Origin of the sequence: Streptomyces misionensis, assembly GCF_900104815.1 — a bacterium.
Lineage (GTDB): Bacteria > Actinomycetota > Actinomycetes > Streptomycetales > Streptomycetaceae > Streptomyces > Streptomyces misionensis.
The window spans coordinates 3560592-3575064 of the sequence record NZ_FNTD01000004.1 but is presented as its reverse complement, the minus strand read 5'-3'; the positions used below and the strand labels follow the sequence as shown (position 1 = coordinate 3575064).

At 70.7% G+C, this 14473-nt stretch carries 12 protein-coding genes and 1 tRNA gene; 4 read left to right on the top strand and 9 right to left on the bottom strand.

Annotated elements, in window-relative coordinates; genetic code table 11:
* The first annotated feature begins 269 nt into the window (after positions 1-269).
* Positions 270-908: a putative periplasmic lipoprotein gene (locus BLW85_RS39800; RefSeq protein WP_074992569.1), complete on the top strand. Its 639-nt coding sequence runs from the start codon at positions 270-272 to the stop codon at positions 906-908.
* Positions 909-911: 3 nt separating this feature from the next.
* On the opposite strand, the gene BLW85_RS17775 is transcribed toward BLW85_RS39800, so the two are convergent.
* Both BLW85_RS17775 and BLW85_RS17770 read right to left on the bottom strand, forming a co-directional pair.
* Positions 912-5669: a wHTH domain-containing protein gene (locus tag BLW85_RS17775; protein WP_074992568.1), complete on the bottom strand. Its 4758-nt coding sequence runs from the start codon at positions 5667-5669 to the stop codon at positions 912-914.
* A 16-nt stretch (positions 5670-5685) separates the two neighbouring features.
* The gene (locus tag BLW85_RS17770; RefSeq protein WP_070023809.1) at positions 5686-6048 is read right to left on the bottom strand and encodes a Pepco domain-containing protein; all 363 of its coding nucleotides are present in this window, start codon (positions 6046-6048) and stop codon (positions 5686-5688) included.
* Positions 6049-6341: 293 nt separating this feature from the next.
* Here BLW85_RS17770 and BLW85_RS17765 point away from each other — a divergent pair, with 293 nt between their 5' ends.
* Entirely contained in the window at positions 6342-7220 is an 879-nt protein-coding gene (locus tag BLW85_RS17765; RefSeq protein WP_208624855.1) for a collagen-like protein, read from the top strand.
* 57 nt (positions 7221-7277) lie between these two features.
* Here the strand turns inward: BLW85_RS17765 and BLW85_RS17760 are convergent, their stop codons facing one another.
* A complete protein-coding gene (locus BLW85_RS17760) occupies positions 7278-7706 on the bottom strand; it encodes a hypothetical protein (protein ID WP_070023807.1) in 429 nt (142 codons plus the stop codon).
* Between the two features lie 160 nt (positions 7707-7866).
* Here BLW85_RS17760 and BLW85_RS17755 point away from each other — a divergent pair, with 160 nt between their 5' ends.
* On the top strand, positions 7867-8745 hold the full coding sequence (locus tag BLW85_RS17755; RefSeq protein ID WP_074992566.1) for a universal stress protein: 879 nt from the start codon (positions 7867-7869) through the stop codon (positions 8743-8745).
* A 210-nt stretch (positions 8746-8955) separates the two neighbouring features.
* Positions 8956-9531: a GNAT family N-acetyltransferase gene (locus BLW85_RS17750; RefSeq protein ID WP_074992565.1), complete on the top strand. Its 576-nt coding sequence runs from the start codon at positions 8956-8958 to the stop codon at positions 9529-9531.
* A 111-nt stretch (positions 9532-9642) separates the two neighbouring features.
* Here BLW85_RS17750 and BLW85_RS40155 read toward each other — a convergent pair whose 3' ends face one another.
* The 6 genes from BLW85_RS40155 to BLW85_RS17720 form a co-directional block, all read right to left on the bottom strand.
* A complete protein-coding gene (locus BLW85_RS40155; protein ID WP_074996111.1) occupies positions 9643-9831 on the bottom strand; it encodes a hypothetical protein in 189 nt (62 codons plus the stop codon).
* 260 nt (positions 9832-10091) lie between these two features.
* Entirely contained in the window at positions 10092-10469 is a 378-nt protein-coding gene (locus BLW85_RS17740) for a hypothetical protein (RefSeq protein WP_074992564.1), read from the bottom strand.
* A gap of 440 nt (positions 10470-10909) precedes the next feature.
* Positions 10910-11266 (bottom strand): hypothetical protein, encoded by a 357-nt coding sequence (locus BLW85_RS17735; protein ID WP_074992563.1) that lies wholly within the window; start codon positions 11264-11266, stop codon positions 10910-10912.
* A 464-nt stretch (positions 11267-11730) separates the two neighbouring features.
* Positions 11731-11806, bottom strand: a tRNA-Arg gene (locus BLW85_RS17730).
* Positions 11807-12015: 209 nt separating this feature from the next.
* Complete coding sequence (locus tag BLW85_RS17725; protein ID WP_143060450.1) at positions 12016-13440, bottom strand: hypothetical protein; 1425 nt, start codon at positions 13438-13440, stop codon at positions 12016-12018.
* A complete protein-coding gene (locus tag BLW85_RS17720) occupies positions 13433-14356 on the bottom strand; it encodes a tyrosine-type recombinase/integrase (RefSeq protein WP_167381413.1) in 924 nt (307 codons plus the stop codon). Before BLW85_RS17720 ends, BLW85_RS17725 begins: the two co-directional genes overlap by 8 nt.
* Between the last annotated feature and the right edge of the window lie 117 nt (positions 14357-14473).

The following is a 14473-nucleotide window of genomic DNA, read 5'->3' as shown; positions in this document are numbered from 1 at the left end:
GTTTCCGCGCAGCCCCTTCCGTCCGGCCTCGGACCCCGGAGCGGGCCGGCTCCCGGACACGGCACCGCTCCCGAAAAGCCTCACATTCGATTCCAACGCGGGGCCGACGGCGGTGCAAATACACAGGGGCGGCGCCGTCCCCGTCCGGTCCCCCGCCCTCCCCGCCCCGGTCGCGGGAGCGGACCACGTGGGGCAGCATGAACCTGCCGATAGTGAGGCGATCACGGATCAACCGGACATCGACGGGTTGGCGGAAGGGAACGGATGCCATGGGTAGCGGCGTGCCGAGGGGCGGACGACGGCTGCGGTACCGGGGCGCGAGCGCTGCCGCGGCGGTACTGGCCACCGCGGGCACCCTGACGCTGGCGGCCTGTGGCGGCGGCAACAACCAGGGCGGCGGCGCGACCTTCACCCCCCGCCCCACGGCCCCCGCCACCGAGTCCTTCACGGGCACCCCGCCCTCCCCGCTGTCCTCGGCCGCCTCCTCCGCCATCGCCTCGGCCCGCGCGTCGGCCTCGGCCGCGGCCGCCTCCGCGTCGGCACGGGCCGACGAGTTCGAGGCCTCGGTCGCCGCCCGCACCGAACAGGCGAACCAGAAGGCACACCAGCGGCTCGCGAAGGTACAGGGCCGGGGCAACGCCGCCTCCGACGTCTCCCTCAGCGGCATCCCCCGCTCCCAGGTCGGCGACCTCCAGGCCGCCCACGTCAACATCCACAACTCCTCGGACCACACCGCGAACTTCGCCGTCCAGATCGACTTCCGCGACGCGCAGGGCAAGGTCGTGGAGACCCGCTACGTCGGCGCGGAGAACGTCCGCGCCGGCCAGACGGTCCACCCCTACGCCATCAGCCACCAGCCCCCGGAGCCACGGCTGACGGCGGTGGTGGCGAAGGCGGAGCGGTACTGAGGGTCACTGGTCGCGGTCGTAGACCGCGTCCCCGGCCAAGGGGAGCCCGAGTTCGCGGAAGCGGTGGGCGACCTCGGGCAGGGGGCGTTCGTTGAGGACGGCGGTCTGGAAGACGCGGTACAGGTCGACCGACGTCTCGTCGTCCAGCCACCGGTACCCCTCTTCGTTGTCCCTGAGGATCCGCAGGTCCTCGTACTCGATCTGGGCGAGCGGGTCCGTGCCGTCCGCCACCCGCAGGCCGAGTGCCTCGAACCGGGACGTCACCTGCGCGGGGCGACGACGCAACTGGTCGGCCGCTTCGAGCACATGGCTCAGCGGCACCGGTTCGGCGTCGTCCAGCCAGGGCGCCACCCGGTCGACGTCGCGACTGAGGATGGCCGAATCGTCCACTCCGACGGCCTCGGGCACCACCGTGCCCGCGGCGAGTTGCAGACCGAACCGGGCGAGCCGGGCCACCACTTCCCGGGGGCGTCGCTTGACCCGCTCGGCCGCCGCCAGCACGTGCCCCAGCGCCACCGGCCCGGTGCCGTCGAGCCACGGCGGGTCCCGGTCGAACCTGACGCTGAGGATCAAGAGATCGTCGGACTCGATGTCGTCGGGCAGCGTGATGCCCTCCGGAAGGCGCAGCCCGAGTTCTCCGAGCCTGGCCAGGACCTCCGCCGGAGGACGCCTCGTCCGCTCGGACACCGCCAGCACATGCCCCGGTGGAACCGGCTCGGCGAGGTTCACCCATTCCCTCGCCCGGGTGGAACCGTCGATGTCGAGCAGGTCGAGATCTCCGGGGTCCACGATCTCGGGCACCACGGCACCCTCGTGCAGACGCAGGCCGAGCCGCACCAGCCTGGCCGCCACCTCCCGCGTGGTCCACCCCAGGGCGTGGGTGTGGGCGGCCAGGAGCACGTGCGCCAGGGGTACCGACGTGCTGCCGTCCCACCACCTGGGGGCGTTCGGGTGGCCGCCGCGACGCAGGACGACCAGGTCTTCCGGCTCCACGGACTCGGGCGGCACGACCCCGTCCTGAAGGCGCAGCCCGAGTTCCGCGAGCCTGGCCACCACGTCCGCGGGCCGGCGCCCCCATGTCTGTGCCACGGACAGCACGCGTCCCAGGGGCACCTGGTCGCCCGGACCCAGCCACGGCGGCTTTCCCGGGGTATGCGCGTCGTCGAGGAGCTGGGAGTCACCGGCTTCGGCGGTCTCGGGCAGCACGCCTCCGTCGGCGAGCCGCAGCCCGAGTTCCGTGAGCCTGGCCGCGACCTGGGCGGGGCGGCGCTTGGTCCGCTCGGCCACCGCCACCACATGCCCGAGGGGAACCGGGTCGGCCCCCAGCCACGGCGGCTCCCCATCGACATCGCGGCTGAGGATGAGCAGATCGGATGTCAGGACTTCGTCGGGCAGCACGACACCGGAGGGCAGCCGGAGGCCAAGTTCCACGAGCCTGTCCGCCGCCTCGCGCGGACGGCATCCCACGACGCGCGCGAACTCCAGCACATGCCCGAGGGGCACGGGTGTTCCGGAATCGAGCCACTCCGCCGAGTAGCGCACACTTGCGAAGCGTGCCCCGCCGTCCGAGGCGTCCGAGAGCCTCAGCAGACCGGTGTCCGTGGGCCTCGCGCGCACCACCGGCTCCGGGGCCGTGGGCGTCACCCCGGGAAACGCCCCCGCCGCGGCCCAGGCCCCGACCCGCCACTCGACGACGGAACGCGGCACATTCGCGACGGCGCGTTCCGTCCAGATGGCGCCGGACATGATCTTCGGGTCCGGCGGGAAGCACCCCACCGCGGTGATGTCCAGCTCCTGCCCGCCTATCTCCCACGGGGCGTACCGGCACGCCACCGCGGCCTGTGCGATCGCGTCCGCAAGCGCGGGATGGTGGCCGACCAGCTCCGACAACCAGTCGTGACCGAAGACCGTGCCCCCCGGCCGCAGCAGCGCCGGGATCTCCTCCGTCAGGCGTCGCATGACATACGCCGTGTCGTCGCTCAGCGCGCGTCTGCGGTCGACGGTCAGCTTCGGCGTCTGCTTCCCGGTGAGGTTGACCACGGCTCCGAACAGCGGAACACCGATCCACACCCCGTCCGCGAGGACACCGCCATGTGTGTTCGTCCACCACACGTCCGGACGGCTCGCGGCGTCCACCACGGCGTCCCGGGAGCGCGACGCGTCGCCGTCGTGCGGATCGTCGCCGCCCAGCGGCGCCACCGGCGACAGCACGTCCGGCTCCCACTCGTACCGGGTCTCCGCGTCCTCGGCGACCACCGAGTACTCGGAGATCCACAGCAGCCGCCGCAGCAGATCGGTGCACGACGGCGCCGTGGCGGAGGGGCGGAGGTACAGACGTACGGTCGTCTGCGCCTCGTGCCCCCGTCCCAGGTCCCGGATGCGGAAGAGGGACCCCGGTCCGGCGATGTCCACCTGGAGGCGCCGGCCGGGGTGACCCTCGCAGTCCATGCGGCAGGTGGTCACCGAGATGTCGTCGGCGATCATGAAGTAGCTGAGCACGCCGATGCCGAACCGGCTGTTGGGGTGGATCTCGATGCCCGCCTTGCGCCACTCGGCCTGTTCGTCGAGGTACTCGGGGAGGTCGGCGAAGCTCATGCCGGCATGCGAGAAGACCTCCCGCAGCTCGCGTTCCCCCATCCCGATGCCGTTGTCCGTGCACTCGATGTACGCGCGCCCGCTGCCGTCGACACCCTGTCTGAACGTGATGCGCCCCGACCAGTCGGGCAGCTCGGGGTGGCGCCGCCGCAGATACGCGGTGCGGGCCTGCCGGTAGCGGCAGGCGTCCAGGGCGTTCTGGTACAGCTCCCGGACCGCCAGCGCCGGATCGCCGTACAACTGCTCGCCCATGAGCAGTTCCTGGATGCGGTCGTCGGCGAGCCGGAAGCGCAGATCGGTCGACTCGTACGCGGGCTTTCCCGCGGCGTCGACGGCCGGCCGCACCTGGTCGGCGGTGGCGTGCGCGGGCAGGTCCTGGAGCGGCTCCAGCTGGGGTTCGCCGCCGGCCTGGATGTCGACCGCGCCGAGCAGCGCGTCCAGGGCGGCGGCCTGCTGGCGCAGGGCCAGGCCGATCGCCGGATGGTGGCAGTCCGCGTTGAGCACCCGGGTGCGGCCGTGCTGGTGCCAGCGCGCCGACCTGAGGGTCCGGTGGAGTTCCTCCATGTCCACCGAGTAGCTGATGCCCAGGTGTTCCACGACGACGTCCGGCAGCAGGATCGGGTCGATCGCCAGATGGTGCGCCACCGTCAGCAGGACGACCAGCAACTGCTCCCGGACCTGCTGTTCCACCTCGGCGCCGCCGGCCAGCTGACGCCTGGGCCGGATGGTGGTGGAGTCGAAGGAGGTGCGCAGCGAGCGCAGCAGCATCGGCAGGGTGCCCAGCTCGAACAGCTCGGCGATCAGCGCGCGGTCGTCGTCGGCCGGGACGTCCTCCAGCAGGTTCTCGACCGGGCCGATCAGGCTGTTCAGCAGCTCGTCCTCGAATCCGCCGGGCTTGCGGGTCAGCCAGCGGCGGAACAGCCACCAGGCGATGCCGGCCGCATGGTCGTCCCCGCCGGGCGGCCGGGCCGCGAGGACGGCGCGACGCGTCAGCCGCTGCCGGTTGTGGAGGAACTGCTCGTAGCTCGCGCGGGCCGCGCTCGGATGGGTGACATGGCCGAGGTTCGTCGGTCCGACCTCCAGCGCCCGCACCGCGGCGCGGTTCGCGCAGGCCACGTAGAGATAGGGCACGGTGACCAGCAGAACGGCCTCGGCCGGGGACAGGGCCAGTTTCTCCGGATTGATGACCTTCGTCAGCAGCCAGCCCACCCCACCGGCCATCCGCTCGGCGAAGCCGGCCGGCCGCCAGGGGTCCTCGGCCAGCAGGGCCTCGTCCCGGTCCGACTGCCGGGCGATCCTGGCGACGAGTGCCATGGCGGCCGCGTGCATGGCCTCGGCCCCGTCGGCGTCGCCGACCTGGTGCCACGCGGGATGCTTGCGGGCCGCCTTCACCCAGCCGTGCTCGCCCGCGGCCCCGTGGGCGGTGCGGTCGGGGCGGACGAAGACCACGAAGTCGTCGGTCTCCGTCTCGGTGCGCACCCTGATCTGCTGGCGGAACAGCCCGTGCTCGGCCGTCAGTGTGTCCGTCGCGCTCTGCAACCGGTCCCTGAGCTCGCGCAGCGTGCTCGGGCCCGCCTCCTCCGCCACCACGGTGCTGAGGGCCCGGGAGAAGACGCTGAAGGTGCTGTTGCCCGCACGGGTGTAGTGGGCGCGCTCCCCCGGCGAGCAGGCGTACACATGGCAGTAGTGGCGCTCGCCGACCCGTCTGACCCGCATGTTGGACCAGCCGACGGTGTTGCCGACCGACATCGCGCCCTGGTCGACCCCCTCGCGGCAGGCGTCGACGAACACGATCACGTCACCCGCGTGGCTGCGTTCGACGTAGTGGCTGAAGTCGAGCGAGAGGCACTTGCCGCGGAAGTCGTGGGACGCCAGCCGCGCTCCCTTGGGGACGAGGTAGTCCTTGCCGCCGTGGTGGATTCCGTGACCGCTGAGGTAGAGCAGAAGCGTCTGGCCCTCGGCGGCGCTCTGGAAGAACGCCTCGACGGCGTCGTCGATGCTCTCCCGGTCGGTCTCGTCGACGTCGTGTACGTGTACCTGGTACCCGACGGGGCCCAGCGCCTCCGCCAGTTCCGCCATGTCGTCCTTGACGAAGGGCAGATCGGTGATGCCGGGGTCGCGGTAGGCCGGCACCCCGATCAGCAAGGCACGGTACGAGCCGTTCATCGCGCTCTCCGGAGGGTCAGGAGCCGAAGGTCAGCGTGATCGCGCCCTTGGCGCCGACCTGCGCCGAGGTTCCCACGACGGCGATGCCCCCGGTCGCGGTGATCTCGAAGGAGACCTGTGCCTGCTGGAGCCGCATGCCGTTCTCGGGCACGGTGAGGTTGGCGAGCACCTCTTGCAGGGCGTCCACCGTGCGCTGGAGGTTCTCGCGCAGGACCGTGGTGGGGATCCGCCGGACCGAGGTGTCCTCGCCCCGGTTGCCGAAGATGCCCATGTCACCCGAGCCGGGGGCGGGTTGGGTGCCGTCGAGCGACACCAGTACGTCGAGCCCCTCCATACCGGCGTTCCGCTCGGCACCGACGACCTCGGCCGACTCGAACATGGCTCCCCCTGTGTCTCGAGCATGGAAATCGCAACATCATAGAGCAGCGGCCCGCCACGCAGCGCCGGTACTGACGGGTACTCAACTCCGGGAGCTTGGGGCTGACTTCATATGGCTTCCGATGGGCCGCGAGGGGTGGGTGCCTTCCGTGACGCTCGGACGGTGACCACCTTCACCGGGGCTCGACCGTCCCCTCCGCTCACTCGGCCGCCGCATATTATGCGGTGTTGTGCCAAGCCTTGCCCATTTTGATCCGCCTTTAGTGCATTCTGTGCGCCGTGAGAGGAGCACATATGACAAGGCAAACCGGGCGGATCCCCCGGCGCGGGCGCGGTGCCCTGGCCCTGAGCGTGGCGGCCCCGGTCCTGCTCGCCGCCCTCACCACCCTCGCGACGGCCGAGACCGCCTCCGCCGCCGCACCGGCCGCCTCCGCCGCCACACCGGCCGCACCGGCCGCCGCGGCCGGCAAGCCCGGCGGCGGCCACGGAACCGGCGGCTACAGGCCCGGGGGTCACGGAGGCAGCGGCAACGGCGGCTACGGCAACGGCTACGGCCACGGTGGCGGAACGGGGGGCGGAACCGGGGGCGGTGGCACGCCCGGTCCCCCCGGCCCGCCCGGCCCCGCAGGGCCGGCAGGCCCGGCGGGACCGGCAGGCCCGGCCGGACCCACGGGCCCCCAGGGCGAGCAGGGCCTTCCCGGCCCCGCCGGCCCGCAGGGCGAGCAGGGCCTGCCGGGCCCCGCCGGCCCGCAGGGCGAGCAGGGTTTTCCCGGTCCTCAAGGTGAGCGGGGCGAGCAGGGTGTCCCCGGCCCTCAGGGCGAGCGGGGCGAGCAGGGCGACCCGGGCCCGCAGGGTGAACCCGGTCCTCCCGGACCACAGGGCGAGCCCGGCCCTCCCGGACCGGGCTCACTGCCCTACTACGAGGTCTTCGAGAACTTCGCCACCGTCCCCGCGGGGGCGGACAACTACGCGGTCCAGGTGCCGACGTGCCCCTGGCCGGAAGGCATGGCCGCCATCGGCGGAGCCGCCCGCGACCCGAACTCGGGCGTCCACGAGACCGGCACCAACCTCTTCCCCTGGTACCAGCGGCCGTCCGAGGTGCTGTTCAGCAACCCCGGCACCACCGACGCCGAGGTGCGCGTCTGGGTCAGCTGCCAGTTCCCCCGCTTCTGACGGACTCCGGCGCGCCCGCCCCCACAGGGCGGGCGCGCCGTCCGTACGCCCGGCCTCTCAGATCCGCCCGCCGGTCAGACGGGTGATCGGGCCGTGCGTGCGGCGCCCCGCACGGTGACCCGCCAGGTACGACGTGGCACCCAGCGCGGACAGGCCCGCACCCACCCCGGCGGCGAGCAGCTTGCGCTGGGCGATCACCGTCCATGCCGTCCGGGCGAGGGTCACGGCCTGCCCCGAGGCGGCGACGACGGCCTGGCGGCCGGCCTGGACCCGCTCGGCCGTGCCCCGTACCACCGCGCTGCCCGCCTCGGCCGTGCGCTCGCCCGCGCCACGAGCCGCCGACGCCACGTCACCGGACTTCTCGGCCGCCTTGTCCGCCGCCTGCGACGCGGGGGCGGTCACCTTGGCCGTGGCCTGCCGGGCCTTGGCGGACGTACTCCCGTTGTTTGCGGAATCTCGATTCGTGCCGCTCTTCGCTTGGCTCATGGACTTCGCGTTGCCGCTCGCGCGGGCGGCAAACACGCTCCGCGAGGAAGGTGCGCGTGTCCGTGTTCGGCACTGCCCCCGGTCCGCTGCGCCGCGCGGCCCGGTGCCGGACGATGGACTGGTGCCATGCGGTCGGGCCGACATGGTGAGGAGGCGCGGTATGGCGAAACCGGTCGTCGTGGGGGTCGATGGTTCACCGTCCAGCCTGGAGGCGGTCGAGACGGCGGCGCACGAGGCGGCGCTGAGCGGGGTCGGGCTGCGGCTGGTGCATGCCTTCGGGTGGTCGTCGATCCATCCCCCGCACGGTGGGCCGACCTGGAACCGGGCCGAGGCGGGGGTGCGCGAGCTGGTGGACGGCACGCTGGTCGAGGCCGAACTACGGGCGCACCGGATCGCGCCGGACACCGACATCCACCGAGAGGTCACCGTCGGCGAACCGGTGGTGGTGCTGGAGATCGAGTCCCGTACCGCCTCGCTCGTCGTGGTGGGCAGCCGCGGGCTGGGCGGGTTCGGCGGCCTGCTCCTCGGCTCCACCGCCGTACATCTGGCCGCCTACGGCCGTTGCCCGGTGCTGGTGGTGCGGGGCAGACCGGACCCGGCCGGTCCGGTGTTGCTGGCGGTGGACGGCTCGCCGGCGGGCGAACGCGCCGTCGAGTTCGCCTTCGCCGAGGCGTCGGTGCGCGGCGCGGACCTGCTGGCCCTGCACGTGTGGAACGCCTGGAGCGAGCGGGTGCCCGAGGGGCCGGACGACCAGCTGCGGATCGTGGTCGACGTCGACCGGCTCCGCGAGGAGGAGCAGCGGCTGCTGGACGAGACCCTGTCCCCGTGGCGCACGCGCTACCCCCGGGTCGCGGTGGAACAGCGCCTGGTGCGGTCCCGGATCCGCCCGGCGCTGATCGAGGCGAGCCGCGACGCGCAGCTGGTCGTGGCCGGCGCGCGCGGCCGCGGCGGCTTCGGCGGCCTGCTGCTCGGCTCGGTCAGCCAGGCCCTGCTCCAGCACGCGCACTGCCCGGTCGCCGTGGTCCGCGGCCGCGAGTGACGACCGCCGCCTGCCCGCCGGGCGACACTCCGCGAAGTTGTCCACACCCCTGTGGACAACGGGCCCGAGCGGCACCGTCTGCTGCCCGCTGCCCGCCGTTTGTACTTTCGGCCGGTTGTGGCCGCTCATCGATCGGCACCCCGCGCGTGAGCCGCCGTAGAGCGAGCCCGGGGCTGCGCAAGGGCCGCGGCACCCGGCAGGATCGATGACATGGACTACCGACGTGCCGTTGCGGCCGATGCCCCGGCCATGGCCGAACTCTTCGCGGCCCATCACCATGACGCCCTCACGGAGCGAGAGCGGGAGACGCAGGGCTTTGTACAGGGGGGCCTCGATGCCGACGCGCTGCGCTCGATGGCCGAGGACGGCAGCCTGCTCGTCGCGGACGACGGCGGACGCCTGGCCGGCCTGCTCGGGCTGGCCTCCCCGGAGAACCTGCCCAGCCCGCCCCCGCCGATCCGGGCACTGCTGGCCGCGCAGGACTCGCTGGAATGGCAGGGGCGCCCGCTCCGCTCCACCCCCTTCCTGCTCTACGGCCCCGTGGTGGTCGCCACCGACTACCGCGGGCAGGGAGTGGCCCGGGGACTGTTCGACACGGCACTCCAGGCAGCCTCGGGGCGAGCCGATGTGATGGTCGCCTTCATCGAACTGGCCAACCGGACATCGTGGAAGGTCCACGTGGACGGCTTCGGAATGACCCCGCTGGGAGAGTTCACCATCGCCGACCGCGCCTACGGCGTCGTCGGCGCATCCACCCGCCCGACGACACCGGATGCGCGGCGTTAGGCGGTCGGCTACCGGTCGCCCTCGCGCTCCTCGTCCTGCGGGAATGCTGCCAACCACGCCGGCCGGGCCCTCTTGTGATGCGGGTATGCGTCGCCCCCACTTCGACGGCACCTATCGCCTCTGCGCCCTGTAGCGCTTCATGAGGGCAGTGATCCGGGCTTGGTCCGCATGGCCGTTGAGTTCAGTCACGAGGTCGTCAGGACACAACTCGTAGAGATCACCCCACCATCGACGTCCTCGGTTGTCCCAGATCCGATATCCACCTGGCACACCCCGGGCCACGTAGCGTCTCCTGCTCACAGTCCCCCTGATCCCGGCCCGCTCGTGCCGTGCTTCAGTGACTCGTTCCGACTGCGTGACCATACGGGGACTGCGGCCAACCGGCGAGGGAGTATGCAGCTGTCGCCCTGCACACTTGTCAACTGTGTTGGTGCAGCGTTGGGATGATGCCGGGGCCCCTATGCTTTCGGGCAGGGGAACGGCGGTGCGCTGGGTCGAGGTGCCAGGCAGCATGGCGGGGGTGGCCGATCTGCTGTGGGATGAGGTGCGCTGCTGAGACCTCAGTCCGGCAGACAGGAACGGAATAGGTGGAGCAGTTCCACTGCGGCAGGGCTCTCTGCGTCGAAGGTCTGACCTCGTTGTTCGACAGGAAGACCCGGCCCCCAGATACGGGCACCGTGACAGCGGAAGCAGAAGGCGATCTCGAAGAGCTGATCGGTGGAGCTGTGCGCCCGGATCCCCCAGCCCGGGAGGAAGCAGCGGTACAGCTCACTTCCAGGTAGGTCGGCGATCAGGGACAGGACTTGCTGGGCTTGGTCTCCCTCCCAGATCGCGGCAGTGTCGCCGGCCAGGTCCTCCGAACCGAGATGTCTGACGGGGTCGGTGATGCGTACGACCTCGATGAGCTCGGTCTTTCCATGGGCGAGCGGCAACAGCATGCCCCCACACTCTCCGATCGTGTCTTCGCTGACCAGGGATGGCAGTAGCGAGTACGGCGATGGCGGCCCGTTGTCAGTGCCTGCGCCTATGGTCTCAAGTGCGCGGTCGGCTTCCGGGGGTTCCAGCTCTGAAGGGAATGGCAGCATCCCCGATCTGTCCGGGGGCGGCCCGGAGATTCGTCCGGGACCTATCCGACGGTCGGGCTTTGTCGATGGCCAGGAGGCAACCTGCCAGCGCCGGCCGCGCACAACCTCTTTCGCATGGGCATGGGCAGGCGCGCGCTTCCCAAGTCTGTTGGTGCCCCACTGGGCCACGTGCAGGGCGTCACCTGTGTTCTGGCTGGCTGGTCACTGACGCGGGGATGGCTTGAGGGTCTCGGCTGAAGGGCCGGGGACGCGGCGAACAAGACGGAAGTCGAGACGGCGGCGCTTCCTCGGCTTCACGGCCTGAGCCGGTTCTGTTGAGGGTCGAAGCAGACAAGCCCCATGGAGTCCGCAAGGGTCGCCGCATAGGCGGATGCCTCCTCGGCTCTGCTCCACTGCATCGGGAAGTAGACGAACGGGCCGCTGGCCTCTCCGATCAAGGGTCCAGTCGACCAAGGGGAGGTCTCGTCCACGTCCTCAGTCAAGTCGCACCACCGCTCCAGGAGCGCAGCGACGTAGGCCGCTATGCGTTCAGTTGGCGGGTGCTCTACCTCCGTGTTGACGTAGCGGTCACAGAGGACCCTGAAAGTCCGCCTGGCGTCCTTGTCGTCAACCGGGTGGTCGCCCTCCCACACGGCCAAGTCATAGCTCATAGCCGGAGGTTCTCACGCGGCAGTGAGAGGCAACGCGTGCCGGTCAGCTTCGGTCTGGTGCGCCTGTGGTGCGGCGGACTTCAGCGCTGGACCTCAGGTGCGGCTCGATGACGTCAGCCCAGACGCGGTCACCCCATGGGTTGCCCTCCACACCCAGGCGAGCCGCGACGACATCGTCGAGGAAGTGCGCTTGCGCGATGCTGACCGTCTCGTGGAGCGCAGAGCAGCGATGGCCCATGGGCGGCCCTGGCCGCAGCCGATGCTTCTCTACGCGACCACTTCATGGCGCTTGGATGGCGTGATGACAACGACGTGCCGTTCGCCCTGGCGGTCCCTGATCGTGAGTCTTGCTGATGTGCGGACATCGACGACCCATGCAGCTTAGGCCGTCTGTGACCGACCCCATTGTTGTCGGAGGTAGATGCCAAAGGCTCCGGACCAAGGTCGGTCCGGGGCCTTTGCGCTGGTGCCCCCGGCAGGATTCGAACCTGCGACACCCGCTTTAGGAGAGCGGTGCTCTATCCCCTGAGCTACGAAGGCGGGGCTTGATTGAAACCTTGCTCGGAATGTGGTGAGACCACACCTGACCAGGTCTGTCTGTCAAGCCCTGGGCGTCCTGGGGGCGACCGCTGCGGCGTGGCAGGCTGGGCCTGGTGTCATGCCGCAGCGCCCGCCGGGGCGCTCGATCCACAGGGTACCGGATCGAGGCTCGGGCGGGTGCTGGTGTGGGCGGGTTGGTGGTCGGGTGGTCAGGCGGTGGGGCTCAGCAAGGGTGACACTTCGTCGTGGAGGGCGCGGCTGGTTGAGTTCTGGGCGAGGACGAAGCCGAGGGTGAGTAGCTTCTGCGCCTCGACGCCGTAGGAGATCAGGCGCCCGTTCCACAGTGAGGCGTCGAGTTGCGAGTGACCCGACTCGGCGTCGCTGCGGTAGGGGTAGACGAGTTGGTGAGTGCGGGTGAACTCGGGGATCAGGTGCTCGGCGCGGTGGAATCCGCGTTCCTCGTCGCTTTCGCCGGGCGGGCGTTCACCGGCACGGCTGGTGGTGCCGACGGCGAGGCGGCGGATATGGGACCCACGGCGGCAGGGGATTTCCAGGACGTGGTACCAGCGGTAGGTGCGGGTGCCTCGTCTTTCCAGTCTTCTGATTGGCACCGGGACCAGTTCCGTCGTACCGTCGGCGAAGGACACCTTTTCCGCGATACGGCCGTTAGCGGCCCACAATTCATGAATGCAGCGTCCCGGCCGGAGCGTCTCGTAGAATTGCGGTTCGTTTCCTTTGTGCTGTTTGTTGATTACGAGGCCGCCGCGCCGGGCGATGGCGTCTCGGTGGGTGCCCTGGAAGGCGCCGTCGTAGAGGACGCCCATACATCCGGGGGCTCTGCCCATAATGTCGAGGATGCCGTCGACGGCGATGGCGGCTTCCCCACCTGGGTGCTGATGGGGCACGTAGCGGGAGTCAAGGAAGACTTGGGAGAGATAGTTTTCGTCTTTCCGTGCGGAGAAGAATACGTATTTGGGGCCGTATGCTTCGTTTCCACCTCCCTCTCGCTGTGGGGTGGATGCGGGGTCGATGCGGTGGTAGCGGATTTCTCCGGTTCTCATGTCAATGCTGCGGTGGGCCCGGGCGAGGGTTGGGGATTTGAGGACCGTTCCGTCGGCGGCTATGAGCTGGTGGCGCCCTGGGTTGCTCCAAGAGCGAGTTTCGTCTTTTGGGAAAATTCCCTGCTCAAGTGCCTGGTCCAGTGCGAGTATGCGGTACAGGTCCCACAGGTCGTCCGCGTGGTCCCGCAGGCGGCGCTGAGCGTGCAGCCACTGGGAGCGGGTCGGTCCGGTCTCGGGGAGGAGCAGGGCGGCTTCGGCGCCGAGTTCACTGCGTACTCCTTCCCGGAAGATCTTCCATATCTCAGGGTCTTCTAGGTGTGCGGCGGTGCGGCGCGCGGAGGCGAGGACGCTGCGAGCGGCGAGGAAGAACAGGAACGCAACATCGGGGTAGGCGCGGCGCCGGCCGACCCTGCCGGGTGGCGGGAGAGCTTCGGCAAGGTCATACAGGTCGGGGTTGTGGGCGCAGTCGGTGAGGCGCTCGTGGACCGTGCGGCGGTCTCGTTCGGTGAAAGCACGCTTGCGCGGTGTGCGCTGGGCCGGCGGGAGGGCGTCCTGGAAGATGTCATCAGGCATGCTCGGGTCCCGCTTCCGGCCCACGGGTCGTCCAGTCGAGGCCGATCAGATCGGCGGCGCGGTCGAGGGAGCGGAGCCCGAGCCGCCGGGCAACGTCCTCGATGTTCCGGGTCTCGGCGTAGAGGCGCATCGCCGCGTACACGGTCAGTGAGGCCGGCTTGACGTGCGGGTCGGCATTCAGGCCGATTCGGCGGAGGAGATCGGCCAGGGCGACGCAGGCCCTTGCCTGCAACTGTTCGTCCGGTGCCGGAGCCGAGGAGACGGCGAGCCGGGCGTCTGGTGCTGCTTCGGCGCGCAACTGCTGCCGGGTGACGAAGGCGGACCTGGCCTTCAGGACGCGCAGGGCCCAGGGATCGAGAGGGCACCAGCGGGGGTCAGTTCGCGTGGAGCCGTGCATCCAGACAACGGCAGCCTGTTCGTCGAGGTCGCGGACGCGGATGTGACCAATCTCCCCTGTGTGTCCGCCGGACAGCGCCAAGGCGGCTGCGGCTGCGTGCCGGCTGGGCCTAGTAACGTACTCCGCGGCCTGGCGCAGAGCGATGGCCTCGTCCTCCTCCAGGGGGCGGACTCGGGTGCGGGTGCGTTCGGGGAGGCAGATGCCGCGGGTGGGGTCAGCCTTGCTGAGGCCGAGGTCGTACAGGGTGCGGTAGAAGGAGCGCAGCACGGCGCGGCGTTGGTGGAGGGTGGCGTTGGCGCAATCGCCGATCCGGCCGTGACGGGTGCGGCCCTGGGCGTAGACGAAGTCCTCTGCGATGTCGGCTGTCGCCTCGGCGAGGAGGGTTACGCCGCGGTTTTGGCTGTAGCGCACGTATCGCTCCAGCAGTTGCTGGAAGGCTCGATGGGTCTGGGGAGACATCTGTCCCTGGGAAGTCATCTCGTTCCAATGGGTGACGGCCTGCGCGACGGCATGCTCCAACGTCGTGTCCGCAGCGGGGCATGCGGGCGTGCGGGTGTCGTCGGGCAGGGCTCGGTCAGGTAGTGGCGCGCGCGGCACTGGCATGGCGAACCTCCCCAAGATGGTGCAAGTTCACAC

Excerpts from the sequence above, each read along its gene's own strand:
- BLW85_RS17740 (WP_074992564.1), bottom strand. The coding sequence starts at position 10,469 with ATGCTGTTGCCGCTCGCCCATGGAAAGACCGAGCTCATCGAGGTCGTA.
- BLW85_RS17770 (WP_070023809.1), bottom strand. The coding sequence starts at position 6,048 with ATGTTCGAGTCGGCCGAGGTCGTCGGTGCCGAGCGGAACGCCGGTATG.
- BLW85_RS17755 (WP_074992566.1), top strand. The coding sequence starts at position 7,867 with ATGGCGAAACCGGTCGTCGTGGGGGTCGATGGTTCACCGTCCAGCCTG.
- BLW85_RS17725 (WP_143060450.1), bottom strand. The coding sequence starts at position 13,440 with ATGCCTGATGACATCTTCCAGGACGCCCTCCCGCCGGCCCAGCGCACA.
- BLW85_RS17765 (WP_208624855.1), top strand. The coding sequence starts at position 6,342 with ATGACAAGGCAAACCGGGCGGATCCCCCGGCGCGGGCGCGGTGCCCTG.
- BLW85_RS17775 (WP_074992568.1), bottom strand. The coding sequence starts at position 5,669 with ATGAACGGCTCGTACCGTGCCTTGCTGATCGGGGTGCCGGCCTACCGC.
- BLW85_RS17735 (WP_074992563.1), bottom strand. The coding sequence starts at position 11,266 with ATGAGCTATGACTTGGCCGTGTGGGAGGGCGACCACCCGGTTGACGAC.
- BLW85_RS39800 (WP_074992569.1), top strand. The coding sequence starts at position 270 with ATGGGTAGCGGCGTGCCGAGGGGCGGACGACGGCTGCGGTACCGGGGC.
- BLW85_RS17760 (WP_070023807.1), bottom strand. The coding sequence starts at position 7,706 with ATGAGCCAAGCGAAGAGCGGCACGAATCGAGATTCCGCAAACAACGGG.
- BLW85_RS17750 (WP_074992565.1), top strand. The coding sequence starts at position 8,956 with ATGGACTACCGACGTGCCGTTGCGGCCGATGCCCCGGCCATGGCCGAA.